The organism is Arthrobacter sp. TJ-170, from assembly GCF_058269305.1.
Genome location: NZ_JBZCNL010000001.1, coordinates 795250 through 819012 on the forward strand (window position 1 = coordinate 795250; position 23763 = coordinate 819012).

Annotated in this window: 25 protein-coding genes; 19 read left to right on the forward strand and 6 right to left on the reverse strand. The window is 65.0% G+C overall.

What is annotated here, in order from left to right:
• Positions 1–9: 9 nt before the first annotated feature.
• Positions 10–738, reverse strand: coding sequence for a transcriptional repressor LexA (gene lexA / locus AC4D1W_RS03755; RefSeq protein ID WP_490890950.1), 729 nt, complete (start codon positions 736–738; stop codon positions 10–12).
• 293 nt (positions 739–1031) lie between these two features.
• Here lexA and AC4D1W_RS03760 point away from each other — a divergent pair, with 293 nt between their 5' ends.
• The 8 genes from AC4D1W_RS03760 (at position 1032) to AC4D1W_RS03795 (ending at position 7125) form a co-directional block, all read left to right on the forward strand.
• Positions 1032–1421 (forward strand): LysM peptidoglycan-binding domain-containing protein, encoded by a 390-nt coding sequence (locus AC4D1W_RS03760; protein ID WP_490890884.1) that lies wholly within the window; start codon positions 1032–1034, stop codon positions 1419–1421.
• A 105-nt stretch (positions 1422–1526) separates the two neighbouring features.
• Complete coding sequence (locus tag AC4D1W_RS03765) at positions 1527–2636, forward strand: histidinol-phosphate transaminase (RefSeq protein WP_490890885.1); 1110 nt, start codon at positions 1527–1529, stop codon at positions 2634–2636.
• 66 nt (positions 2637–2702) lie between these two features.
• Positions 2703–3320, forward strand: a complete 618-nt coding sequence (gene hisB / locus AC4D1W_RS03770; protein ID WP_490890886.1) for an imidazoleglycerol-phosphate dehydratase HisB — start codon at positions 2703–2705, stop codon at positions 3318–3320.
• The gene (hisH, locus tag AC4D1W_RS03775) at positions 3317–3955 is read left to right on the forward strand and encodes an imidazole glycerol phosphate synthase subunit HisH (protein WP_490890887.1); all 639 of its coding nucleotides are present in this window, start codon (positions 3317–3319) and stop codon (positions 3953–3955) included. Before hisB ends, hisH begins: the two co-directional genes overlap by 4 nt.
• Before the next feature lie 21 nt (positions 3956–3976).
• Positions 3977–4114, forward strand: coding sequence for a hypothetical protein (locus AC4D1W_RS03780; RefSeq protein WP_490897894.1), 138 nt, complete (start codon positions 3977–3979; stop codon positions 4112–4114).
• Between the two features lie 45 nt (positions 4115–4159).
• Complete coding sequence (priA, locus tag AC4D1W_RS03785) at positions 4160–4912, forward strand: bifunctional 1-(5-phosphoribosyl)-5-((5-phosphoribosylamino)methylideneamino)imidazole-4-carboxamide isomerase/phosphoribosylanthranilate isomerase PriA (RefSeq protein ID WP_490890889.1); 753 nt, start codon at positions 4160–4162, stop codon at positions 4910–4912.
• Between the two features lie 2 nt (positions 4913–4914).
• Positions 4915–5781, forward strand: coding sequence for an SseB family protein (locus AC4D1W_RS03790; RefSeq protein WP_490890890.1), 867 nt, complete (start codon positions 4915–4917; stop codon positions 5779–5781).
• A 39-nt stretch (positions 5782–5820) separates the two neighbouring features.
• Positions 5821–7125: an MFS transporter gene (locus AC4D1W_RS03795; RefSeq protein WP_490897853.1), complete on the forward strand. Its 1305-nt coding sequence runs from the start codon at positions 5821–5823 to the stop codon at positions 7123–7125.
• Positions 7126–7155: 30 nt separating this feature from the next.
• On the opposite strand, the gene AC4D1W_RS03800 is transcribed toward AC4D1W_RS03795, so the two are convergent.
• Complete coding sequence (locus tag AC4D1W_RS03800; RefSeq protein ID WP_490890892.1) at positions 7156–7569, reverse strand: DUF1844 domain-containing protein; 414 nt, start codon at positions 7567–7569, stop codon at positions 7156–7158.
• Between the two features lie 321 nt (positions 7570–7890).
• Here AC4D1W_RS03800 and infC point away from each other — a divergent pair, with 321 nt between their 5' ends.
• The 4 genes from infC to AC4D1W_RS03820 all read left to right on the forward strand — a co-directional run bounded on the left by infC (position 7891) and on the right by AC4D1W_RS03820 (position 10696).
• Entirely contained in the window at positions 7891–8967 is a 1077-nt protein-coding gene (gene infC / locus AC4D1W_RS03805) for a translation initiation factor IF-3 (RefSeq protein ID WP_490897854.1), read from the forward strand.
• Positions 8968–9079: 112 nt separating this feature from the next.
• The gene (gene rpmI, locus AC4D1W_RS03810; protein WP_026545492.1) at positions 9080–9274 is read left to right on the forward strand and encodes a 50S ribosomal protein L35; all 195 of its coding nucleotides are present in this window, start codon (positions 9080–9082) and stop codon (positions 9272–9274) included.
• 93 nt (positions 9275–9367) lie between these two features.
• Positions 9368–9751 carry a 50S ribosomal protein L20 gene (gene rplT / locus AC4D1W_RS03815; protein WP_490890897.1) on the forward strand — a complete coding sequence of 128 codons (384 nt, stop codon included), beginning with the start codon at positions 9368–9370 and terminating at the stop codon, positions 9749–9751.
• A 42-nt stretch (positions 9752–9793) separates the two neighbouring features.
• Positions 9794–10696 carry a TrmH family RNA methyltransferase gene (locus tag AC4D1W_RS03820; RefSeq protein WP_490897855.1) on the forward strand — a complete coding sequence of 301 codons (903 nt, stop codon included), beginning with the start codon at positions 9794–9796 and terminating at the stop codon, positions 10694–10696.
• A 28-nt stretch (positions 10697–10724) separates the two neighbouring features.
• Here the strand turns inward: AC4D1W_RS03820 and AC4D1W_RS03825 are convergent, their stop codons facing one another.
• Positions 10725–11957 carry an MFS transporter gene (locus tag AC4D1W_RS03825; RefSeq protein ID WP_490890951.1) on the reverse strand — a complete coding sequence of 411 codons (1233 nt, stop codon included), beginning with the start codon at positions 11955–11957 and terminating at the stop codon, positions 10725–10727.
• A 291-nt stretch (positions 11958–12248) separates the two neighbouring features.
• Here AC4D1W_RS03825 and AC4D1W_RS03830 point away from each other — a divergent pair, with 291 nt between their 5' ends.
• Both AC4D1W_RS03830 and AC4D1W_RS03835 read left to right on the forward strand, forming a co-directional pair.
• Positions 12249–13796: an FG-GAP-like repeat-containing protein gene (locus AC4D1W_RS03830; protein WP_490897856.1), complete on the forward strand. Its 1548-nt coding sequence runs from the start codon at positions 12249–12251 to the stop codon at positions 13794–13796.
• A 40-nt stretch (positions 13797–13836) separates the two neighbouring features.
• Complete coding sequence (locus AC4D1W_RS03835) at positions 13837–14286, forward strand: (deoxy)nucleoside triphosphate pyrophosphohydrolase (protein ID WP_490890901.1); 450 nt, start codon at positions 13837–13839, stop codon at positions 14284–14286.
• 22 nt (positions 14287–14308) lie between these two features.
• Here the strand turns inward: AC4D1W_RS03835 and AC4D1W_RS03840 are convergent, their stop codons facing one another.
• Positions 14309–15355: an Rv2578c family radical SAM protein gene (locus AC4D1W_RS03840; RefSeq protein WP_490897858.1), complete on the reverse strand. Its 1047-nt coding sequence runs from the start codon at positions 15353–15355 to the stop codon at positions 14309–14311.
• A gap of 61 nt (positions 15356–15416) precedes the next feature.
• On the opposite strand from AC4D1W_RS03840, the gene pcp reads away from it, so the two are divergent.
• Positions 15417–16058, forward strand: a complete 642-nt coding sequence (gene pcp / locus AC4D1W_RS03845) for a pyroglutamyl-peptidase I (protein WP_490897859.1) — start codon at positions 15417–15419, stop codon at positions 16056–16058.
• Here pcp and AC4D1W_RS03850 read toward each other — a convergent pair.
• On the reverse strand, positions 16055–16537 hold the full coding sequence (locus tag AC4D1W_RS03850) for a hypothetical protein (RefSeq protein ID WP_490897860.1): 483 nt from the start codon (positions 16535–16537) through the stop codon (positions 16055–16057). The genes pcp and AC4D1W_RS03850 overlap by 4 nt on opposite strands.
• A gap of 158 nt (positions 16538–16695) precedes the next feature.
• On the opposite strand from AC4D1W_RS03850, the gene pheS reads away from it, so the two are divergent.
• Positions 16696–17796, forward strand: coding sequence for a phenylalanine--tRNA ligase subunit alpha (gene pheS, locus AC4D1W_RS03855; protein ID WP_490890906.1), 1101 nt, complete (start codon positions 16696–16698; stop codon positions 17794–17796).
• 2 nt (positions 17797–17798) lie between these two features.
• Positions 17799–20336, forward strand: a complete 2538-nt coding sequence (pheT, locus tag AC4D1W_RS03860) for a phenylalanine--tRNA ligase subunit beta (RefSeq protein WP_490897861.1) — start codon at positions 17799–17801, stop codon at positions 20334–20336.
• A gap of 71 nt (positions 20337–20407) precedes the next feature.
• Here the strand turns inward: pheT and AC4D1W_RS03865 are convergent, their stop codons facing one another.
• Positions 20408–21373 carry a quinone oxidoreductase family protein gene (locus tag AC4D1W_RS03865; RefSeq protein WP_490890908.1) on the reverse strand — a complete coding sequence of 322 codons (966 nt, stop codon included), beginning with the start codon at positions 21371–21373 and terminating at the stop codon, positions 20408–20410.
• Positions 21374–21517: 144 nt separating this feature from the next.
• On the opposite strand from AC4D1W_RS03865, the gene argC reads away from it, so the two are divergent.
• The gene (argC, locus tag AC4D1W_RS03870; protein ID WP_490897862.1) at positions 21518–22549 is read left to right on the forward strand and encodes an N-acetyl-gamma-glutamyl-phosphate reductase; all 1032 of its coding nucleotides are present in this window, start codon (positions 21518–21520) and stop codon (positions 22547–22549) included.
• Positions 22546–23715: a bifunctional glutamate N-acetyltransferase/amino-acid acetyltransferase ArgJ gene (gene argJ / locus AC4D1W_RS03875; protein ID WP_490897863.1), complete on the forward strand. Its 1170-nt coding sequence runs from the start codon at positions 22546–22548 to the stop codon at positions 23713–23715. The genes argC and argJ overlap by 4 nt, the downstream gene beginning before the upstream one ends.
• The last annotated feature ends 48 nt before the right edge of the window (positions 23716–23763 follow it).

Consider the following 23763-nt stretch of genomic DNA (forward strand, 5'->3'; position numbering starts at 1 on the left):
GCGAGCCGGTCAGAGGGCGCGCATCACCGAAACGACTCTGCCCATGATGGTGGCATGGTCGCCGAGGATCGGCTCGTAATTGGTGTTCTGCGGTAGGAGCCACGTGTGGCCATCCCGCTGCCGGAACGTCTTCACAGTGGCCTCATCATCCAGAAGCGCTGCCACCACGTCTCCGTTTTCCGCGTTGCTCTGACGGCGGACCACTACCCAGTCACCGTCACAGATCGCGGCGTCGATCATGGAGTCGCCGGACACCCGCAGCATGAAAAGCTCTCCGTGGCCGACGAGCTGACGGGGAAGCGGCATGACGTCTTCAACCAGCTGGTCCGCCAGGATAGGACCGCCGGCGGCAATGCGTCCGACCAGCGGAACCATGGCGGCGTCAACGGCCGAAACCGGCGCTGGTTCCTCTTCCTCAGCGGAGGAAGGCAGGATGCGCGGTACATCGTCTCCGAGGGTGAGGGGAAGCAGGATCTCCATGGCACGGGGGCGCTTGGGGTCGCGACGGATGTAGCCCATGCGCTCCAACTGGGAGAGCTGGTGCGTGACGCTTGAGAGGCTGGCAAGCCCGACGATGTCCCCGATTTCGCGCATGGACGGCGGGTAACCGTGCGCTGCGACGCTCCGCTGAATGGTCTCGAGAATCTTTTTCTGCCGGGGTGTCATTCCCTTTGGTGTGGCACGGCCCCGCGGACGCCCGCGTCCGCGCTTGGCGTCTGGATCAGACACCTCTGTCATGTCCTCCGCCGCACTGAGATCTGCCACGAGAATGCATCCCTTTCCTCTGGCTGGACCCGGACTGCCGGCTCGCCAACCTGTTTTGTCAGTGGTGGGTGATGAGCTGGTTTTCGAAGCGGCCGGACCGTCACCCTTGCCAGCAACGCTATGGGACGGGGCGCGCCTTTTCAAACATTTGTTCGAGCGAGTCTCGACAATATTAGTGCACAGATGCTAAGAATAAACAGATAGGAATAGAACACAGCTTCGAAAAAAGCTGTTGGGACATCCAAACAACGAGAAAGGTGGACGCCATGTCGACGCTCCATATCGCAGGATCAGTTCCAGCATTCCGGCTGGAAATGCGTTCGAACCGCGGAAACGGCGCACCATCCGGCCTGCATCTCACGCGCCGCGGGTGGATCGTTCTGATCGCTCTACCCCTCGCACTTCTCGCCGCAGCGCTGCTCATCATCAGTTCGTTCTTCACCTCGCAGGCACAGGCCGCGGGAGGCGCGGGCGAAGTCACCAACACCGTGCGCGTCAATGTGACATCGGGTGAGACCCTATGGGCACTCGCCGCAGAGTATGCACCTGACCGGGATCCGCGTGCTGTAGTCGAGGAGATCGTCGAACTGAACGCTCTGGCCTCCTCCACCGTGCAGGCTGGCCAGTCCCTCCACATCCCTGTCGGAAGCCGGTGAAGATCTTGACTATGACGAGTGAAAGGCTTGTGCGGAACTGCGTAATAGTGCTCCACTCCCGCGACGGATTCTTCAATGCGGATCCGACGGCCTTAAACTCTGGTAGTGACCGACCAGCTTGAACGCCTCAGCCGTCTGCCGATTCGAGAGAACCTACGCGGACTCCAGCCGTACGGCGCTCCGCAGATAGACGTACCCATCCTGTTGAACGTCAACGAGAATACCCATGGGGTCCCGGAGGACGTTCGGAGCGCGATCGTTGAGGCGGTGCAGGAAGCCGTAGCAGGGCTCAACCGCTACCCCGACCGCGAGTTCACGCTTCTCCGAGAGCACCTCGCCAGCTATCTGGGGCACGGCCTCACCGCAGACAATATCTGGGCAGCGAACGGATCGAACGAGGTTCTCCAGCACATCCTGCTTGCTTTCGGCGGCCCCGGTCGAACTGCTCTTGGTTTCCCTCCCACCTACTCCATGTACCCCTTGCTGGCCGGGTCTACGGGGACTGAGTACCTGGCAGGCACGAGGCAGGACAACTTTGACCAGGATGTTCGCTCGACCGCTGAGCAGGTGGCTTCAACAGGAGCGAACATTGTGTTCCTGTGCAGCCCCAACAATCCGACCGGCACCGCCCTCTCCCTGGACGTTGTCTCCGAGGTCTACGATGCAGGCGAAGCAGCCCAGGCGATCATTATTGTGGATGAGGCGTACGCGGAGTTCGCCCACACAGGCACACCCAGTGCACTCGATCTGCTGCCCGGGAGGGAACGGCTTGTCGTCTCGCGCACCATGAGCAAAGCGTTCGCTCTCGCTGGAGCGCGCCTCGGATACCTGGCCGCGGCGCCGGAAATCGCGGATGCCCTCCGGCTCGTACGCCTCCCGTACCACCTCTCGGCGATCACCCAAGCGACGGCGGTGGCGGCGCTGACGCACTCCGGGAAGCTGCTCGCCAACGTCGATGAGATCAAGCGGCAGAGGGACCGCATTGTGTCCGGCCTTACCGCCATGGGTCTACCTGTTGCCCCGTCGGACTCCAATTTCGTGCTGTTTGGAGGCATCGAGGATCCGCGCGCAGTGTGGCAGGGCCTCCTTGATGCCGGAGTCCTCATTCGTGACGTCGGCATACCGCACCACTTGCGGGTTACTGCCGGTACACAGGAGGAGACCACCATCTTCCTTGACACCCTCGAATCTTTGATCCGGCCCAGCGTCTCCTAAACTAGACGGGGATGCACGTACGGGCCGACTGCCCGTCTGTTGCCGTTACAACCGTAAGGACAACCCATGACCGCGGAAGCTACCGTCCAACGCGCTGCCCGACGCGAGCGGACCACGAGCGAATCATCGGTGTTCGTCGAACTCGATCTCGACGGCACCGGCCGCTCTGAAATCAGCACCTCTGTGCCGTTCTACGACCACATGTTGACCGCTCTGGCGAAGCACTCGCTGATCGACCTCACGGTCAGGGCAACCGGTGATACGCACATCGACGTACATCACACTGTCGAGGACGTGGCAATCACGTTCGGCGAGGTGCTGCGCGAAGCTCTCGGTGACAAAGCCGGAATCCGCCGCTTCGGCGAGGCAACCGTGCCGCTGGACGAAGCTCTGGCGAACGCTGTCGTCGACATCTCCGGGCGTCCCTACCTCGTCCACTCGGGCGAGCCGGCCGGCCAGGAATACCACCTCATCGGCGGACACTTCACCGGTTCGCTCACCCGCCACGTTTTCGAAGCCATCACCCTGCATGCGCAGATCTGCCTTCACATGAACGTCCTTGGGGGCAGGGATCCGCACCACATCGTGGAGGCCCAGTTCAAGGCTTTTGCACGGGCCCTTCGCTCGGCAGTTGAGCCGGATCCCCGCGTCACCGGCATCCCGTCGACCAAGGGTGCGCTGTGAGTGCTCCGAAAGTGACCGTGCTCGATTACGGGTCGGGGAACATCCGCTCTGCTGTGCGTGCGCTCGAACATGTGGGTGCTGAGGTCACACTCAGTGCGGCTGCCGACGATGTCCTGAACGCCGACGGACTTGTTGTGCCCGGTGTCGGTGCCTTTGCTGCAGTCATGCAGGGTCTGAAGGATGTCGACGCCCTGCGAATGATCGGGCGCCGGGTTGCAGGAGGGCGTCCGGTTCTTGGCATCTGTGTCGGGCTGCAGGTGCTGTTCGAGGAGGGCGTGGAGCACGGCGTGCGCACCCAGGGCATGGGTGAATGGCCGGGTACGGTTGAGCGCCTCAAAGCTGATGTGGTTCCTCATATGGGCTGGAATACAGTCGAGCCGCCGGCCGGTTCGGTGCTCTTCGAGGGACTGGCTGACGAGCGGTTCTACTTCGTGCACTCCTACGGAGTCCAGGAATGGAACTTCGACGTCACCCAGCCCGCCATGCGCCCCCCACTGGTCACTTGGTCCACCCACGGCGCTCCTTTCATTGCGGCAGTGGAAAACGGCCCGCTTTCCGCCACACAGTTCCACCCCGAAAAGTCCGGAGATGCCGGAGCCCAACTGCTGCGCAACTGGACCGGCAGTCTTCGCTGACCGATGTGGAGCCTGATCCTCATGGGGCTGGCGGGGCTGCTGATCGGCGGCGTCGTCTCGTTCCACCGCCAGCAGATGCCGAGGGCGTTGACCATTGGCTTCGGCGTCCTCGCCGCGATGGCCCTGCTCGCTGCCTACCTGTTGACCCTGACCCCGTAAGCCGTCCACCTGTGCCGGCACGAACACCTGAACAAAAGGACGTGTATGAGCCCCTTCACCGAATCTCCCATCCTTGAGCTGCTCCCTGCTGTCGACGTAGCGGACGGCCAGGCCGTCCGTCTGGTCCAGGGTGCGGCCGGTAGCGAGACCAGCTATGGCGACCCCCTGGACGCTGCCCTGCAGTGGCAGAACGACGGCGCCGAGTGGGTTCACCTCGTGGACCTCGACGCCGCCTTCGGTCGCGGATCGAACCGCGACCTGCTCGCCCGTGTCGTCAAGGAACTCAATATCAAGGTTGAACTCTCCGGCGGGATCCGTGACGATGCTTCCCTGGAGCAGGCACTCGAGCTCGGCGCCGAGCGCGTCAACCTCGGGACCGCAGCACTGGAAAACCCGGTCTGGACTGCCAGCGCCATCGCTCGATACGGTGACGCCATAGCCGTCGGTCTCGACGTTCGCGGAACCACGCTGGCTGCCCGCGGCTGGACCGAGGAGGGCGGCGACCTTTGGGAGGTACTCGCCCGCCTCGACGATGCCGGCTGCGCACGGTACGTGGTAACCGATGTGACCAAGGACGGGACCCTGCGGGGCCCCAACCTTCAGCTCCTCCGCGACGTTTTGGAGAAGACCCAGCGTCCCGTTGTCGCGTCCGGCGGCATCTCCAGCCTGGATGACCTTGCCGCGCTCCGGCAGCTCGTCGTCGACGGACTCGAGGGCGCCATCGTCGGAAAGGCCCTCTACGCGGGGGCTTTCACGCTGCCGCAGGCGCTGGACATCGCAGGACACCCGGAACGCTAGGCATGACCGAGCGGAGGCTCCCTGCCCATATCGAGGCGGCGCTCAACCACAACGTTGCTGACTCGGCCGGGCGTGCCTGGAAGGGCAGGGACCTGTCCGGTGACGGGAACCCGCTTCACGCCTTCGACAAGGACGATGGCGCGGTGCCGGCTGCATACGATGCCGCCGTCCGCGACCTGGTGAACGGTGCCGCAGACGAGACGGCAGTCGTGAGCGTGCTGGCCGGAGTCAGGGTCTTCGTGCCGGTGGTCGCCCAGCTCGGAGGCCAGGACGCACTTGCGGAGGAAGCCGCAGTGGCCGGGCACCGCCACCATGAGGGTGACAAGGAGGCGGACATGGCCCTGGTCACCATGAAGGCGCCGGACGGGCGAAGTGTCCTGCCGGTGTTCACGTCGACAGCCCGCCTCGAAAGCTGGCATCCGGAGGCGCGGCCTGTCGCGGTCTTTGCGCCACGCGCAGCCCTTGCGGCCGTGTCCGAGAATGCCGAACTCATGGTCGTGGATCCCGGCGCAGAGGTGACTTTCGTCATCCGCCGCCCCGCGCTGTGGGCGCTGGCCCAGCAGAGGGAATGGACGCCGTCGTACGCGGACCCCGACCTGGCCCGCCTCGTAAGCGAAGCCATCGTCGAACATGGCACCATCCGCAGGGTCGAGCTGTCGCCCGGCCCCGGTGTCTCGAGCCGTACCGCTGACGGTAGAGTGGTCCGCGGCGGCGGTGCCGGCCCGGAACTGCGCCTGACCCTCGTATTGGAGTCGGGCCTCTCGCAGGAGGATGTCCGCTCAGCGACGGCGGCTTTCCAAAACCGCCTCCAGAATCTGCAGGAGTTTGTCGAGCGGGTGGACTCGCTCGAAATTCGGCTCACTCGTTGATCTTTCACGCGGGGGAGCCCGCGTGAAAGATGACGAACGTTGAACTTTGCTGTTTACCGGGAGCTGCTGAGGGTTGTCCCGGTTCGCCGCCTGCTGATCGTGGGCATGATCGCCCGCTTTCCGCATTCGGCTGCGGGGGTGCTGCTCACCCTGCACGTGGTACAGACTCTGGAGCGGGGCTATGCCGAAGCCGGAGCGGTTGCGGCTGTAATGACCATCGGCATTGCTGTAGGTGCGCCGTGGCGCGGGCGACGGGTGGATATGGCCGGCCTGCGGGTAGCGCTTATTCCCTCAGTGATTGCGGAGGCAGTCATCTGGTCGGTGGCACCCCACCTGTCCTACGAGTGGCTGCTGCTCGCGGCTCTCATCGGCGGCGTTTTCACGCTTCCCGTCTTCTCTGTGGTCCGGCAATCCCTGGGTGTCCTGGTCACCGGTGATTCGCGCCGGACGGCGTTCACTCTTGACGCGGTCGGCACCGAAGTGATTTTCATGGGCGGTCCGGCACTCGGTGCGGTGCTCGCAACGCAAGTGTCCACGGTATTCGGGCTGACCGTTGTCGGGCTTTCCACCGCAGTCGCAGGTTTGCTCCTGATGTGGTTCAACCCGCCCACCCGAAGCACGCAGCCGGGTGCTGCCGGTGCCACGCCGTCCGCCGCCCAGGACGATGCCGCGGCCGTCGAAGTGATGGTGGCGTCCGCGCCCGCGCGCGTCAGCGAGGCATCGGCTGAACTTGTCCCCGGAGCGCGGCCCGCCAGGACGGCAAGGGCCCGCGCGCGTTTCGCACAGAGCTTCACATGGCTCACGCTCCCTGTGGCAGTGGTCATGATCGTGGCAGCGGGAGCAGGACTCGTCCTTGCCGGCACCGACGTCGGTATCATCGCGGTGCTCGAGAACAATGACAGGGCGTTCGAGCTGGGGTGGGTCTTCCTCGCCTGGTGTTCAGCCTCTGTGGTCGGCGGGCTTGTTTACGGTGCAATGCACCGGCCGATCTCGCCTCTGGTTCTTCTGCTCCTGATGAGCGTACTAACCATCCCGATGGGGTTTGCTGACAGCACCCCGATGCTCGCGCTGTTTTCGATCGCTCCGGGACTGCTGTGCGCGCCGGTGCTCTCAGCCGCATCGGAACGGATTGCGTATCTGGTCGTCGAGGAGCGCAGGGGAGAGGCCATGGGCTGGTACGGCTCGGCTCTTACGTCCGGCGTGGCGCTGGGTGCGCCGCTGGCGGGCCTGATGATCGACTCCGTGGGGCCCTGGGGCGGCTTCGTTGCGGTGGGGGCAGCTGCCGCCGCCATGAGCCTGCTGTGCCTGGGTGCGCAACAGGTACGACGACGGCGCTCCGCCTGATGATGCAGGTATAGTCGCCGGCGGCGACAGTCAGTTGACGGGACCGGTGAACTTCTCGCCGGGTCCCTGGCCGGGTGCATCGGGAATCATCGACGCCTCGCGGAACGCGAGCTGCAGCGACCTCAGTCCATCGCGCAAGGGACCTGCATGCTGGCTCCCGATTTCCGGTGCGGCTGCAGTGATGAATCCTGCAAGTGCGGTAATCAGCTTCCGTGCCTCGTCGAGGTCCTTGTAGGTCTCCGCATCGGATCCCTCGGCCAGTCCGCATTTGACGGCCGCGGCGCTCATCAGATGGACCGCCGATGTTGTGATGACCTCGACGGCCGGAACCTCCGCTATATCCCGGACATGGTCGGCGGAGCCGTGCGTTCCGCTCACTTCGCCTTCGTCTGAGGCCGGAAAGGTATGGCGGGTGGCGTCGGGATTGCTGTCTGCTGTACTCATGCTGGTAAGCTTGTCACAGACCGACTGAGGGTCGTTATTTTTCATGGCCGGGAACGGCATGAAAAAGACCACCAGTATGCAAGCGGAGTCCTCTCCCACCCGCGATTGCCGCCGTCGCCCCCGAGGCGACTACAGGCAGCCGGGTTCAGGTCGGTGCCAAGGCATTCTTCTACAGTCTGCCCTACGCGCTGATGCCCGAGGCCTTCGATTGCGCATGCAATTGGGGGCCTTCTCCTTTTGCACGCGGTCCAGGTTTTCAACGGACATCAGGAGCAGCACATTAGCGAGCCAAGAATCAATGATCGTATCCGCGTCCCAGAGGTGCGGTTGGTAGGCCCTGCGGGCGAGCAGGTTGGAATCGTCCGCATTGAAGACGCCCTCCGACTCGCCGCTGAGTCCGACCTTGATCTTGTTGAGGTGGCACCTCAGGCCAAACCTCCGGTTGCCAAGCTCATGGATTTTGGTAAGTACAAGTACGAAGCCGCGGTTAAGGCGCGCGAGGCGCGCAAGAACCAGACGAATACCGTGCTGAAGGAAATTCGTTTCCGACTGAAGATTGATACCCACGACTACGAGACCAAGCGCGGTCACGCCATTCGTTTCCTCGGAGCGGGCGACAAGGTCAAGGCGATGATTCAGTTCCGCGGTCGCGAGCAGCAGCGTCCCGAGATGGGGATTCGTCTCCTGCAGCGGTTCGCGGAGGACGTGGCTGAGGTCGGCGTCGTCGAATCGACGCCGCGCATCGATGGTCGCAACATGGTGATGGTTATAGGGCCTGTCAAGAACAAGGCTGAAGCGAAGGCTGAAGCGCGCCGCGCTGCCCAGCGCGCCGAGTCCAAGGCGGCGAACGACTCGCCGAAGGACAAGGTTGACACGTCCGGCCAGGCGCCGCTGACTCAGAGCATCGGGGATCTGCTTCCCGAGGAACTGCGATCCGCCGGAACGGCGTCCGCCCCGGAAGCTGCAGCGCCCGAAGCTCCTGAAACCGTTACAGAAACTTCGGTACCTGAAACCGCAGCGCCGGAAGCTTCAGCGCCCGAGACTTCAGTACCTGAAACCGCAGCGCCTGAAGCTTCAGTACCTGAAACTTCAGAGGCAGAGACTCCTGCGACTGAGGCTCCGGCACCCGCTGCCCCTGAGCCTGAAGAGGCGAAGGAAGTTGAGGCGGAGAGCAAGGCCCCTGAGGCCAAGCCGGAAGCATCAGCACCGGAGCAGGCACCGGCACCGGAACCGAAGCAGGCCCCTGCAGCTGCGGCACCGGCAGCTACGCCGAGGCCCGCCGCAACGCCCAAGCCGGCGGCAATGCCGAAGCCCAGGCCTGCTACACCAAAGCCAACCGGCAAGGCGGCCCCAGCCAAGGGTGCACCGAGCCGACCGAAGCCCTCCGGCTCCAGCTAGGAGTCAGCTGCCGTTCAGGCAGCGAGGCAAACACGTAAGCACCGCAGTTCGCTGCGGATACCGCAAGAGCCGCCGGCAAAGTGCCGGCGGAGACCAAAGGAGATCGGTTTCCATGCCGAAGATGAAGACACACAGCGGCGCCAAGAAGCGCTTCAAGCTGACGGGTAGCGGAAAGCTCAAGCGCCAGCAGGCCAACCGCCGTCACTACCTGGAGCACAAGCCCTCCACCCTGACGCGCCGTCTGGCCAGCGACCAGATCGTATCCAAGGCCGACACCAAGGTCATCAAAAAGATGCTCGGCGTCTAACACAGCACCCCCTACCACTTTCGGACACCCCCAAGAGCGGCTGCACTGCTGCGGGGGAAACACGTCCGGACGATCTATCTAAGGAGTACGCACGTGGCACGTGTGAAGCGGGCGGTTAATGCCCACAAGAAGCGTCGGGTTATCCTCGAGCGCGCCAAAGGTTACCGCGGTCAGCGTTCGCGCCTTTACCGCAAGGCCAAGGAGCAGCTGCTCCACTCGTTCGTCTACAGCTACGGTGACCGCCGCAAGCGCAAGGGCGACTTCCGTCGGCTCTGGATTCAGCGCATCAACGCTGCATCCCGTGCAAACGGCCTCACCTACAACCGTCTGATCCAGGGCCTGAAGGCCGCTGGCGTTGAAGTTGACCGCCGCATGCTGGCCGACCTCGCCGTAACTGATGCAAACGCATTCGCCGCTCTCGTTCAGATCGCGAAGGACTCATTGCCGTCCGACACGTCTGCGCCGGTGCAGGCCTAGCCAGCACATCCAGTCGGCTCTGCGGGCCGGTTGAACAAATTAATGAGCACACCCGAACGCCCCCAGGCACCGCTACTGACCAATCCCCGAGCCGATCGGGTCCGGGAAGTAGCGAAGCTTGCGGGGCGTTCGGCGCGCCTGCGGCAGGAACGCTTTCTTGCCGAAGGCCCCCAGGCGGTGCGCGAAGCGCTGCACCTCCATGAAGCGCGGCGCGCAGCAGGCGAAACCGGCGTCGTCGACGACGTGTACCTGACAGCTGACACTCTCGAGCGTTATCCCGAGTTCGGGGCGGTGGTCCCTCCTCGGATGGTGACCGCCGAGGTCCTTGCTGCGATGAGCTCGACTGTGACGCCGCAGGGGGCCGTGGCTGTCTGCCGGTTCATCGATTCCCCATTGAACGCAGTACTTGAGCGCCGTCCGCGACTGATCGCCGTCCTCGTCGAGGTACGCGACCCGGGGAACGCTGGAACCATCCTGCGGGCTGCCGATTCCGCGGGGGCCGACGCAGTAATCTTCACCAGCGGAAGCGTGGACCTCTACAATCCGAAGACCGTGCGGTCCACAGTCGGCTCGCTCTTCCACTTGCCCGTGGTACTCGGCGTCGGTACCCAGACGTTGCTTACAGAGCTTGCAGACCGCTCGGTGACAGTGCTGGCAGCCGACGGCTACGGCGACTGGAACCTGGACGAACTCCAGGACGCGAGTGCCGCGCGACGTCTCACCTCGTCCCCCGTGAGCGCCGATGGCCAGGACACCCCGGAGCCTCTCCTGGAGGCTCCCACCGCCTGGCTCTTCGGCAACGAGGCCAAGGGACTGACGGAGGATGTACTGGACTCCGCGGGCTACCGGGTGTCGGTGCCGATCTATGGCAGCGCCGAAAGCCTCAATGTCGGTACTGCCGCGACGGTCTGCCTGTACGCCTCCGCGCGCGCCCAGCGCCGATAGGCACCACTTCAGGCAGCGTTCCTGCCAATCACACCGAGGCGGGCGCCGGCACAGGCTCAGTGGCGGCCGTTCTGCGGTCCATCCGTCCGCTCAACAACGCCACTCCCAGACCGAACGCCGCGAGCACAGCACCCACGAGCGCCGGGGCGGTGTAGCCCCACCCAAGGGCGATGACCGTCCCGCCGAGGAAAGCACCGAGGGCATTGGCCGTGTTGAGCGCCGCGTGGTTCATCGACGAGGCAAGCGATGGTGCGTCGGGGGACACATCCATCAACCGCACCTGCAGCGAGGGAATCAGCGACGAACCGATCGCTCCGACGAGGAACACGAAAAGCAGCGCCGTCGGTGCCCACTGGACCGCCAACGCGAAGAGCAGAAGGCAGGCTGAGATGCTGCCCATCACCCAGTAGATGGTTCCGAGCACCGAAATGTCGGCGAGCCGGCCACCCACGATGTTGCCGGCAACCATGCCCAGTCCGTAGAGCGCGACGACGATCGGCAGCACAGCTTCCGATACACCCGCCACCTCGGTCATAGTGGGAGCGATGTAGGTATAGACGGCGAAGAACCCACCGAATCCAACCGTGCCGATGAGTAGAGTCATCCACACCTGCCCGCGCTTCAGGGCGCCGAGCTCGCGGGTGATGCTCGCGCCGTCGCGCACGGTCTGGTGCGGTACATAGCGCGCGATCAGGATCAGTGTGAGGATCCCGATAAGCCCCACGAGGACAAACATGGTCCGCCATCCGAACTGCTGTCCAAGCCAGGTAGCGAAGGGAACTCCCACCACGTTCGCCACGCTGAGGCCCATCATCACCATGGCCACCGCCTGGGCACGCCGCGTCGGTGCGGACAGCGAGGCGGCGATGACGGCGGCGACCCCGAAGAAAGCCCCGTGCGGCAACCCTGAGATGAACCGCGAGAGCAGCAGCCAGCCGTACTCGTCGGCGATGTAGGAGGAAAGGTTCCCTACGGTGAACAGCGCCATCAGGGCCAACGCAACCCGTTTGTGCGGAAGCCTGGCACCGAGGGTTGAGAGCAGGGGGGCGCCGACAACTACGCCCAGGGCATAGGCGGAGATCACGTGTCCGCCGGCGGGGATATCGACGCCGAGGTCAGCCACCATATCGGGCAGGAGGCCCATAATGGCGAACTCGGTGGTTCCGATTCCGAAGCCCCCCATAGCCAGGGCAAGGATAGCCAGCACCAGGTTTCGGGTTGGGCGCTGGGTGGGTGTTGCAGACACAGGACTCGTTTCGATGTCGGGAAGCGCTTGTCGGCGCTTGTTTTCCAGCCGCGCATCGTTGAGCACTGCTTTCCACTTTACGGGTTTGAGACCGTATCGTCGCCAAATCGCTCCCGTTGTGAACATTCCGCGGCGCCGGCATCCGCTCTAAAATTGGACGGGCACGAGGAGCGCGGAGCCATGGATGGAACATCCCCAGAGCCAGTGAAAATTCCCGACTTGTCTCGAGATTCGTCTCGCGGGCGGAACTACGGTGAGTCACTCGGCCCCCCATCATTCGTCCGCAGGGTCACTACCGTCTGCCTGTTGACGGTCAGCCTGATTGTGGGCATGCTCGGAACAACGCTTCCTGCGGCCCAGGCGGCGCCCCTGTTCGGGCATGACATTTCCTGGCCGCAATGCTCCACGGCACAGGGCGGATTCGGGCTGCCGCTTCCGCCGCCCGAATCCCAATTCGTGATCATCGGGCTGACCCGCGGACTGGCCTTCACCGAAAATCCGTGTCTGGCCGACCAGGTTGCCTGGGCGCGCAACAACCGCAAACCGGCCCATGGCTACGCCATGGGCACCTACCCTACGGCCGCTCAGCTCAACGCCTACGGCGGACAGGGGCCGTGGTCGTCCGCAACCCACGCAGGCAGGCTCTCCAATGTCGGGTACTCCGAAGCGCGGTTCGCCGTTCAAAGTCTGAACCGTGTCGGGTTCCGGCCGCCAGTGGTGTGGATTGACGTCGAACCACGTCCTGCGCAGCCCTGGCCGGGTGCCACCGCCGCCCAACGGCTGGACAACAGGTACGTCATCGAAGGGCTGATGCGCGGGCTGCGTGACGCCGGGTTCTCTTATGGGTTCTACTCCTATACAGCCGGTTGGCAGGAAATTGTCGGCCCTTGGCGGTTGCCGGGTGTGCCGGTCTGGGCCACCGCCGGACGGCTGGACTATCCGACGGAAGCGCTTGACCGTTGCTTCCAGCCGAGTTTTTCCGCTGGCCGCGTCTACATTTCACAGTGGTACGACGACGTGCGTGACTACAACCGCACCTGCGAACCGTACAACTTCACCCCGCTGCGCATACCGGCCTCGACACTGACCGGCTCTACCGCCGAGTTCAACGGGGACTGGCGCAATGACATCCTGGCACGCGTCGGTGCAACCGGTGACCTGAGGCTGTACGCAGGAAACGGCGTCGGCGGACTGAACCCGGGGACGCGTATCGGCAACGGCTGGGGCATCTTCAACGCCCTGGAGACGCCCGGTGACTTCAACGGCGACGGCCCCTCCGACGTCATTGCCCGTGAAGCAGCCACCGGAGTTCTGTGGCTCTACCGAGGAAACGGTACCGGCGGCTGGTTGCCCCGCATCCGCGTAGGACATGGCTGGAACGGATTCAGCAGCATTGTCGCCCCTGGTGACTTCAACGGTGACCAGCGGATGGACGTGCTGGCACGGGAGCGGGCAACTGGCGCACTGTGGCTGTACCCGGGGAACGGCTCTGGTGGGTGGCTGCCGCGCGTCCGCGTGGGCAGTAGCTGGAACTCCATGACCGCAATCGTGGGCCCTGGGGATTTCAACGGCGACAGGACAAGCGACATCCTCGCGCGGGACGGCGCAGGCCTCCTGTGGCTGTATCCGGGGAACGGCTCTGGTGGGTGGCTGCCGCGCGTCCGCGTCGGGCACGGCTGGAACTCGATGACCGCGATCGTCGGCGCAGGCGATCTCAACGGCGACCGCATCGCCGACATCGCCGCCCGGGACGCAAGCGGAGCCCTCTGGCTGTACCCCGGCAACGGGCGGTCCGGCTGGCTTCCGCGCAGTCCTCTGGGTTCGGGCTGGAACGGCATCAACGCGATCTTCTGACCCTTGCTGTAGTTGCGAAAGATCGCCCTAAACTGGCTGGATGACCGAACTCCAGCGCAAACAGATTGTCGGCGCCGCCATTGTGGACTCTCTCACTGCACCATCGAGGCTGCTTGCAGCGCGCCGGACCGCTCCTGAACAGTTCGCGGGGCAGTGGGAATTTCCCGGCGGTAAGGTCGAGCCGGACGAGGATGACGTCGAGGCGCTCAAGCGCGAAGTGCGTGAGGAATTGGGTGTGGAAGTTCAGGTCGGTGCTGAACTCGAAGGTCCGGAAGCTGACGGCTGGCCTCTCAACGATTCGGCAGCGATGCGCGTCTGGCTCGCGGTCATCACCGCCGGCGTGCCGGCCGCGCTCCAAGATCATGACGAACTTCGCTGGGTGAGCCTGCAGGACACCGGCGAACTCAAAGATCTTCCCTGGATACCTGCCGACCGCCCGATCGTCGATGCACTGCTGGACACCGTAATCCCGGTTGCTGACCTGACCTAGACCCTGTTAGCAGAGGACCCGGTTAGAAAAGCGTCGGTTCGGCGGTCACCTCCTTCGCTATTAACGAGCCCGACGACGGCGCCTGGCCTCCCGCTTCCTCACGGAAGAAGCGTGCACCGGCGGACAACCCGTGACGACGGCGGTGCGTCTCAATGCGCTTTGAAAGCCACGTGCGGTACTCGCCTGAGGCGTAGGTGCCGCCGCGATACAGGCGCCGGTACCGTCCAACGAGTCCAGGGTGTGTCTTGGCCAGCCATTCCATGTACCACTCGCGTGCTCCCGGGCGCAGGTGCAGCGCTCCGGCCGACACACCGGTAGCTCCGGCAGCGGCCAGAGCACCGAACAGTGCGTCCAGTGCTTCGTCGCTGTCCGTCAGCCAGGGCAGGATGGGCATCGCCATGACTCCGCAGGGCAATCCGGCGTCCCTCAGCCGGGTGATGAGGTCCAGGCGTGCACGCGGGGTTGGTGTTCCCGGTTCCACGGCGTGCGCAAGTTCGGGGTCAAGCACGGCTAGGGAGATACCCATGCCGAGATGGACCTGCGTGCCGGCCTGCTTCAACAGCGGGATGTCGCGGCTGAGCAGGGTTCCCTTGGTGAGGATGGAGAAGGGCGTCCCGCTGTCGGCCAGGGCACGGATGATGTCCGGCATCAGCCGGTACCGGCCTTCGGCCCGCTGGTAGGGGTCCGTGTTGGTGCCCATTGCCACGTGTTCCCTGTTCCAGGAAGCCTTGGCCACCTCACGCCCAAGTACCTCACCGATGTTGGTTTTGACTACTACCTGTGAATCGAAATCAAGTCCGGTGTCCAGGTTGAGGTAGCTGTGGGTCTTCCGGGCGAAGCAGTAGACGCAGGCGTGGGAACAACCCCGATAGGGGTTGACCGTCCAGGAAAAAGGCATCCCGGAGTTTGCCGGGACGCGGTTGAGGGCCGATTTGGCAAGCACCTCGTGGAACGTGATGCCGGCGAACTCCGGAGTCCGTACGGACCGCACCAGCCCGGCAAGAGGTAACAGCGGCTCCGGCACACCCAGGGTGACCGCCGTCGTCGTCTTTTGCGCATCCCATCGCATGCTTTTATTAGAACATACGTTCGCATCCTCCGAGCTCAGGGCACGGCGCTAATCTTGGTGGATGATCCTGCTTACTGGTTTCGAGCCGTTCGGTGGTGAGACCGTCAACCCGTCCTGGGAGGCAGCGCAGCTGGCTGCTGCCACTCTTCTGGCCGAGGGCAAGCCGGCCGCAGCCGTCAGGTTGCCGTGTGTCTTCGGCACGAGTATTGACGTTCTGATGGGCGCGGTTCGTACCCACCAGCCGGAGCTTGTGCTCTGCGTAGGGCAGGCCGGAGGGCGGTCCGTGGTCTCGCTGGAGCGCGTCGCCATCAACGTGGACGACGCCCGCATCCCCGACAACGCAGGGAACCAGCCTGTGGACGATCCGATCCGGGTCGACGGTCCGGCAGCCTATTTCAGCAGCCTTCCGCTCAAGCGCACCCTGCGCGCGCTTACGCAGGCCGGACTGCCGGCCGCCGTATCGCAAACCGCCGGTACGTACGTCTGCAATCACGTCTTCTACGGGCTGATGGACCTGCTGGCCCGGGACGGGTCGAGCACGCGGGGCGGCTTCATCCATGTCCCGTTCTCCACGGAGCAGGCCGAAGTGCATGGCGCGCCTGGGCTCTCGATTCAGGACATGGCCGCGGCACTGGTTCTCATCGCCAGCGCCAGCGCCGAAACCGGGGCTGACGACCGGAACCCGGCGGGTGCCGAGCACTAGCGGCGTCGTCGGAACGCGGTGCCCTGAATCCTTCTGGAGCGCCGGCGTCGCAGCGCACGGCGGAGGGCAGGCCGCACGGGTCGTTCGATGTAGTCTCCCTCGCGCAACCCGGCGGCGCGCTCGAAGGGATTTCGTGACGCGGGATCACCCGTGAGGAGACACGAGACACCGGCGAAGAAGAAATAGGCCGGGAAGAACGGCAAGCCCAGGCATAACGCGTACTGGGTACTGTGGCGTGCCTCGTGCTCCACGAGGTGTGGGCGCCGGGCGACCTCCTCCGGACCCGCCCGGAACAGCACCACGTTGCCCACGGTGAAGGCAGATGCTTTCGGCAGCGTGGGGGAGTAGCGGTGGGCGAAGATGAGCCCACGGGGAGCCGGTCGGAGTTCACAGCCGAGGAGCTTCGCCGAGACGACACCGAGCAGCGTTGACCCATTCAGCCAGTTGAGCGTCGAGCGCAGGCGGTCGCGACCGTTCATGGGCGCAAGTCTATAAATTCAGGAGGGTACATTCTCGTCCTGCGACCGGGGCATTCGGGTCACCTGCCTGCGGTCCTCTAGACTGGCAGGGCCGCCGGAATCATGCGACACAGCTGCCGGCACCCATTGCGCTCACGACACCAAGGTAAAGCACACTCATGTCTGAACCCACGAAGCCTGCGGACGTCCAGGAGGTGGACGCGACTGCGTCCAACATCGCCGTCGCCCCCAATCCGCTGGATGCCGAAGCAATCGCGGCCGCCGTTGACCACGCGCTGAACGAGATCGCCGCAGCCGCTGACCTCGACGAGCTCAAAGCCGTGCGGCTCGCCCACACCGGCGAAAAGTCCCCCATGAGCCTGGCCAACCGGCAGATCGGCTCACTCGCGAAGGACCAGAAGGCAGCGGCCGGCAAGATTATCGGCCCCGCCCGCGGACGCATCAACCAGGCGCTCGCAGCCCGCACCACGGAGCTCGAGGCAGAGCGCGACGCCCGCATCCTCGTGGAGGAGGCCGTCGACGTCACGGCAGCTCCGCGCCGTCGTCGTGCCGGTGCACGGCACCCGCTGTCGATCCTGCAGGAGCGGGTCAGCGACATCTTCATCGGCATGGGCTGGGAAATCGCGGAAGGTCCCGAGGTTGAATCCGAGTGGTTCAACTTCGACGCCCTCAACTTCAAGCCCGACCACCCTGCACGCGAAATGCAGGACACCTTCTTCGTGGAACCGCCCGAGGCGCACCTCGTCATGCGCACCCACACCTCCCCGGTGCAGGTGCGGGCCATGCTGGAGCGTGAGGTTCCCATGTACGTGCTGTGCCCCGGGAAGGTCTTCCGCACCGACGAGCTGGATGCCACCCACACTCCCGTGTTCCACCAGTTCGAGGGCCTCGCCATCGACAAGGGCCTGAGCATGGCTGACCTGCGCGGAACGCTCGAACACTTCGCCCGGCTCATGTTCGGTGACGACGCCGGCATACGCCTGCGCCCCAACTACTTCCCCTTCACCGAGCCCTCCGCAGAACTGGATATCTGGCATCCCGGAGCCAAGGGCGGCCCCCAGTGGATCGAGTGGGGCGGCTGCGGCATGGTGCACCCCAATGTGCTCCGGGCAGCCGGCATTGATCCCGAGGTTTACTCGGGGTTCGCCTTCGGCATGGGTATTGAGCGCACCCTGATGTTCCGCAACGAGGTTTCTGATATGCGGGACATGATCGAGGGCGACGTACGTTTCAGCGAGCACTTCGGGATGGAGATCTAACCGTGCGAATTCCACTGTCCTGGTTGCGCGAGTACGCACAGGTTCCGGCGGAGGCCACCGCCGAAGATGTCATGGCCGAACTCGTGAAGGTCGGCCTTGAGGAAGAAGCCGTCCACCGTCCCACCGACACGCTCTCCGGACCGATCGTCGTGGGTCAGGTACTCTCGGTCGTCAAGGAACCGCAGAGCAACGGCAAGACCATCAACTGGTGCCAGGTCCGGGTGGTTCCGGAGGGTACCGAGCAGACCCTGACTGCGGATGGCATAGACCCTTCCGGAGTCCAGGGAATCGTCTGCGGCGCACACAACTTCGTCGAGGGCGACAAGGTGGTGGTTACCCTTCCCGGCGCCGTGCTTCCGGGTGATTTCCGCATTGCGGCGAGGAAGACCTACGGTCACGTCTCCGCCGGAATGATCGCCTCGGTCCGCGAACTGGGCATCGGCGAGGACCACGACGGCATCCTCGTGCTGTCCACAATCGGCCTGGACCCGGAGGTCGGTTCCGATGCCATGGAGCTATTGGGACTGTATGACCAGGCCGCCGAAATCAACGTGACGCCGGACCGCAGCTACTGCTTCTCGATCCGCGGGATCGCGCGGGAGTACGCCCACGCCACAGGTTCCGCTTTCACCGACCCGGCGGCCGCAGTCGTCGTCGATTCCGCGGCCGGCGCGGGCTACCCGGTGCGGCTTGAGGACCAGGCACCCATCTATGGAAACGCCGGCTGCGACCGTTTCGTGGCGCGCGTTGTCCGCGGCGTGGACGCCGCCCGTCCTACCCCGCAGTGGATGGTCGCCCGGCTGCGGTTGGCCGGAATCCGCTCCATCTCCCTGCCGGTCGATATCTCCAACTACGTGATGCTTGAGCTCGGCCAGCCCACGCACTGCTATGACGTCGCGAAGCTGACCGGCGACATCGTGGTGCGGCGGGCCAATGCCGGTGAAACCATCGTCACCCTCGATGACCGCAAGCGCGAGCTGCACGCCGAAGACCTGCTGATCTCAGATGGATCCGGCGCAATCGGTATTGCCGGCGTCATGGGCGGCGCGGAAACCGAGGTTTCCGACACCACCACCGACGTCCTCGTCGAGTCTGCACACTTCGACGAGGTGTCGATCGGACGCGCCCGCCGCCGCCACAAGCTGCCCTCCGAGGCGTCCAAGCGGTTCGAGCGCGGCGTCGACTGGGACGTTGCCGATGTCGCCGCGCAGCGCGTCGTGGACCTGCTCGTCAAGCTGGCCGGCGGTACCGCGGACACGGCGATCACCGACGTCGGGACCGCGCCCGAGCCCGTCCTGATTGACCTGCCCACCGGCTACGCATCCGAGCGGATCGGCATCGATTTCGCGCCGGAACAGGTGGTAGGCGCGCTTACGGACCTGGGCGCGGATGTGAGCGAGTACGACGGCGGCTGGCGCGTCACAGCCCCGAGCTGGCGCCACGACCTGACCATCAAGGATGACCTCGCTGAGGAGATCGCGCGACTGGTTGGCTACGACCAGATCCCGTCGCGTCTGCCGGTGGCCCCTCCCGGCCGCGGCCTCACGCGCTCCCAGCAACAGCGGCGACGGGTTATGGCCACGCTCGCGGGCTCCGGACTCACCGAGGTGCTGTCCTACCCCTTCGTTTCCCAGGAATCCAACGATACGTTCGGCGCTGCTGAGGGCACCGGTGCCGCCGTGAAGCTGGCCAACCCGCTCAGCGCCGAATACGGCTACCTGCGGCGTTCAATCCTCCCCGGCCTGATCGAAGTCGCGAAGCGGAACTCGTCGCGCGGTTTCCGCGACCTTGCGCTCTTCGAGGCGGGGCTGGTCTTCCTTCCGCAGGAAGGCCTCGGAACCTCAAGCATTCCGCCGCTCGGTGCACTGCCGGACGAGAAGACGCTCGAGGCCCTGTACGACGGACTGCCCCTGCAGCCCCTGACCATCGCCGCGGTGTTTCTGGGCAAGGATTCACCGGCTGCGGCCGGCCACACGCCCCGGCCGTGGGACTGGGCGGACGCGCTGGACACCGTCCGGCTGATGGCGGACGTCGTCGGTGTTGATCTCGTGGTCGAGCGGGGTGAGCATCAGGCGTTCCACCCCGGCCGCACCGCACGCGTCAGTCTGCGCAGCGGTGAGATGCTCGGGTACGCGGGCGAACTGCACCCGAAGCTTCTCGCTGCCCAGGACCTGCCGCCGCGCACCGTCGCGTTGGAGATCAATGCGGACCTGCTGTTCGACGCCGCCCCTGACGTGATCGTCGCACGGCCTCTGTCCACCTTCCCGGCCACAACCCAGGACGTTGCCCTCGTGGTCGACGCCGGACTGCCGGCGGATGCCGTTCTCGCCACGCTGCGCGAAGGGGCGGGTGAGCTTCTTGAGGAGGTGCACCTGTTCGACGTCTATTCCGCGCAGGGGATCGGGGAGGGCAAGAAGTCCCTCGCCTTCGGCCTGCGCTTCCGTGCCACCGACCGCACCCTGACGGCCGACGAGGCCAGCGCCGCCCGCGACCAGGCGGTCCACCTGGCGGCCGAGCGCCACGGAGCCGTCCAGCGTTAGTTCCACCGTTGAGTTGGCAGGACACGCCCCGAATGGATCTCCAAACGGGGCGTGTCCTGCCACTTCAACGTCTACGGGACGAGGAGGATCTTGCCGGTCGTCCTGCGCCCCTGCAGGTCCTCGTGTGCCTGGGCCGCCTCGGTGAGCGGGTAGCGGCTGCCGATCCGCACGCTGAGCGATCCGTCAGCAACCGCGCCGAAGACATCGCCTGAACGCCAGCGGCGCTCCTCGGCGGACCGCAGGTAGAACGCGAGGCTCGGCCTGGTGACGTAGAGCGAGCCGGAGCTGTTCAGCCGCTGCAGGTTGAAGTCGGGGACGGGACCAGACGCCGCCCCGAACAGCACCAGCATGCCGCGCACCCTCAGGGATTCCAGCGAACCATCGAAGGTCGCCTTGCCCACTCCGTCATAGACGACATCCACGCCGACACCGTCGGTCAGCTCACGCACGCGCTCCGGGAACCCTTCGTACCGAAGTACGACGTCAGCTCCTGCCTCACGCGCGAGCGTTTCCTTCTCGTCTGTGGAGACGGTGGTGATGACCCTGGCCCCCTTGGCCTTGAGCATCTGGGTCAGCAGGAGTCCTGTTCCGCCCGCTCCGGCATGCGTCAGCACCGTTTCGCCCGCCTGAACGGGATAGGTGGAATTGACCAGGTAGTGGGCCGTCATCCCCTGGAGCGGAAGCGCCGCGGCCGTCTCCAAGTCGACACCGTCAGGCACCGGCAGCGCCTTCTCTGCGTCCACGAGAGTGTATTCGGCGTAGGAACGGGAGCCTTCCGCAAAGGCAACGCGGTCACCCACCGAGAATCCCTGAGCATCCGGCCCCGCTTCGATGACCTCACCGGCGGCTTCCCCACCCGGAACGAAGGGATAGTCAACCGCATAGATGCCGGCGCGCTGGTACGTCTCGATGAAGTTCACTCCAACGGCCGCCACCTTCACCAGTAGCTGGGAACCGGTCGGCGTGGGCTGCTCGACACTAACGGGCTTCAGAACTTCCGGGTCACCGGCGCGCTCGGCTGCGATGGCAGTTGGCATGGTGGGTGTTTCCTCTCGTCGATGTGCTCTTACCTGCAGCCAACAGGACACCACACCTGGTCATTCCTGCGGTGCATTTTCTTTCGCCGGAAAGGAAGTGCATAAGTATGTGTTGTAGTGAATAGTTACTGTACGATGGTGCGCATGAGTATTTCCGTAGCAGTATCCGGAGCAAGCGGCTATGCCGGGGGCGAGGTTCTGCGCCTGCTTTCCACTCATCCGGAGGTGAGGATCGGGGCGATCACGGCACACAGCAGCGCCGGCAACCGGCTGGGTGAGGTGCAGCCGCACCTGCACTCCCTCACGGACCGCATCATCGAGGAAACGAACCCCGAAAACCTCAGCGGACACGACGTCGTTTTCCTGGCTCTGCCGCACGGTGCCAGTGCCGAGGTTGCTGCCCAGCTGCCCCCGGAGGTCCTCGTCATCGACGCCGGCGCCGACCACCGGCTCGAAGACGCCGACGCCTGGCACCGCTTCTACGGTTCCCCGCATGCCGGCACCTGGCCCTACGGACTTCCGGAGCTTCCGGGCGCCCGCGACGAACTGCGGGGCGCCCGCCGGATCGCAGTCCCGGGTTGCTACCCGACCAGCGCCCTCCTTGCGCTCACTCCCGGGTTCACCGCAGGACTGCTGCAGCCTGACGACGTCGTAATCGTGTCCGCCTCCGGTGCCTCCGGCGCCGGCAAGGCGATGAAGCCGCACCTACTCGGCTCGGAGATGATGGGCGGGATGAGCCCGTACGGAGTCGGCGGCAGCCACCGGCACACCCCGGAGGTCGAGCAGGGGCTGGGCTGGGCTGCCGGCACGCCCGTCACCGTTTCCTTCACGCCCACCCTTGCCCCCATGTCGCGCGGCATCCTGACCACGGCAACGGCGCGCGTGGTTCCCGGTACAAGCGCGGCGCAGCTCCGCGAGGCATGGGAAGCCGCCTACGACGACGAACCCTTCGTCACGCTGCTGACTCCTGGTCAGTGGCCCGCGACGAAATCGGTCCTCGGCTCCAACGTCGCGCAGCTCCAGCTGGCCTTCGACGAGCACGCGGGCCGGGTAATCATCAGCTGCGCCATCGACAACCTCACCAAGGGGACTGCCGGCGGCGCAGTGCAGTCCATGAATATCGCCCTTGGTCTGCCCGAGACCACGGGCCTGACCGGATCAGGAGTTGCTCCGTGAGTGTTACCGAACCGCAGGGATTCCGCGCCGCAGGCGTCGCAGCAGGACTGAAGTCGACCGGCGCACGGGATGTCGCCGTCGTCGTCAATGATGGTCCGCACCACCACGCGGCAGCAGTCTTCACCTCCAACCGGGTGGCAGCTGCACCGATCCACTGGTCACGCCAGGCGGTTTCCGACGGGCGTGTGGACGCCGTCGTCCTCAACTCGGGCGGAGCGAATGCCTGCACCGGCCCGGAGGGCTTCCAGAACACGCACCGTACCGCTGAATTCGCGGCGGAGGCACTCGGTGTCTCTGCCACTGATGTCTTCGTTTGTTCCACGGGCCTCATCGGTGAACAACTGCCCATGGACAAGCTTCTCCCCGGGGTCAGTGAGGCAGTGGGCCATCTCTCCGAGGGCGGCGGCCGCGCGGCAGCCGAGGCGATCATGACCACCGACTCGGTGTCCAAGACAGCTACGTACCCGGCCACACCTGATGATCCGAGCGAGGGCTACTCCATCGGCGGTATGGCCAAGGGAGCCGGCATGCTGGCACCGGGTCTGGCAACCATGCTGGTGGTCCTGACCACTGACGCCGTGCTGGACTCGGCGGTCCTCGACACGGCGCTACGCGCCGCAACCCGCGTCACCTTCGACCGCGCCGATTCGGACGGCTGCATGTCCACCAATGACACCGTGGTGCTGCTGTCCTCGGGCGCAAGCGGGGTCCGGCCGGATCCGGCGCAGTTCGCCGAAGCCCTGACGGAGGTCTGCTTCTCGCTTGCCCACCAGCTCATCGAGGATGCCGAAGGCGCAAGCCATACCATCGCGATCCGGACCATCAACGCGGCCACCGAGGAAGACGCCGAGACCGTCGGACGCTCCGTTGCCCGCTCCAACCTGTTCAAGGCGGCCATTTTCGGCAAGGATCCGAACTGGGGCAGGGTCCTGGCAGCGGTCGGAACCACTGATGCTGCCTTCGAACCCGACCGCCTGGACGTAGCCATGAACGGCGTACAGATTTGCCGGGACGGCGGAATCGGCGAACCGCGGGAACTGGTCGACCTCAGCCCACGCCTCGTGACCGTCGAAATCAACCTCAACGCAGGTTCCGAGACGGCAACAATCTGGACGAACGACCTCACGCACGAATACGTACACGAGAACTCTGCTTACTCGAGCTGACGCCGGGAACACCAACCCCTGGAACGCCCACGCCGAAGACGCCGAGTC

Coding starts and splice junctions, on each gene's coding strand:
- lexA (WP_490890950.1), bottom strand. CDS start 738: ATGACAGAGGTGTCTGATCCAGACGCCAAGCGCGGACGCGGGCGTCCG.
- AC4D1W_RS03760 (WP_490890884.1), top strand. CDS start 1,032: ATGTCGACGCTCCATATCGCAGGATCAGTTCCAGCATTCCGGCTGGAA.
- hisB (WP_490890886.1), top strand. CDS start 2,703: ATGACCGCGGAAGCTACCGTCCAACGCGCTGCCCGACGCGAGCGGACC.
- AC4D1W_RS03780 (WP_490897894.1), top strand. CDS start 3,977: ATGGGGCTGGCGGGGCTGCTGATCGGCGGCGTCGTCTCGTTCCACCGC.
- priA (WP_490890889.1), top strand. CDS start 4,160: ATGAGCCCCTTCACCGAATCTCCCATCCTTGAGCTGCTCCCTGCTGTC.
- AC4D1W_RS03790 (WP_490890890.1), top strand. CDS start 4,915: ATGACCGAGCGGAGGCTCCCTGCCCATATCGAGGCGGCGCTCAACCAC.
- AC4D1W_RS03800 (WP_490890892.1), bottom strand. CDS start 7,569: ATGAGTACAGCAGACAGCAATCCCGACGCCACCCGCCATACCTTTCCG.
- rpmI (WP_026545492.1), top strand. CDS start 9,080: ATGCCGAAGATGAAGACACACAGCGGCGCCAAGAAGCGCTTCAAGCTG.
- AC4D1W_RS03820 (WP_490897855.1), top strand. CDS start 9,794: ATGAGCACACCCGAACGCCCCCAGGCACCGCTACTGACCAATCCCCGA.
- AC4D1W_RS03835 (WP_490890901.1), top strand. CDS start 13,837: ATGACCGAACTCCAGCGCAAACAGATTGTCGGCGCCGCCATTGTGGAC.
- AC4D1W_RS03840 (WP_490897858.1), bottom strand. CDS start 15,355: ATGCGATGGGATGCGCAAAAGACGACGACGGCGGTCACCCTGGGTGTG.
- pcp (WP_490897859.1), top strand. CDS start 15,417: ATGATCCTGCTTACTGGTTTCGAGCCGTTCGGTGGTGAGACCGTCAAC.
- AC4D1W_RS03850 (WP_490897860.1), bottom strand. CDS start 16,537: ATGAACGGTCGCGACCGCCTGCGCTCGACGCTCAACTGGCTGAATGGG.
- pheS (WP_490890906.1), top strand. CDS start 16,696: ATGTCTGAACCCACGAAGCCTGCGGACGTCCAGGAGGTGGACGCGACT.
- AC4D1W_RS03865 (WP_490890908.1), bottom strand. CDS start 21,373: ATGCCAACTGCCATCGCAGCCGAGCGCGCCGGTGACCCGGAAGTTCTG.
- argC (WP_490897862.1), top strand. CDS start 21,518: ATGAGTATTTCCGTAGCAGTATCCGGAGCAAGCGGCTATGCCGGGGGC.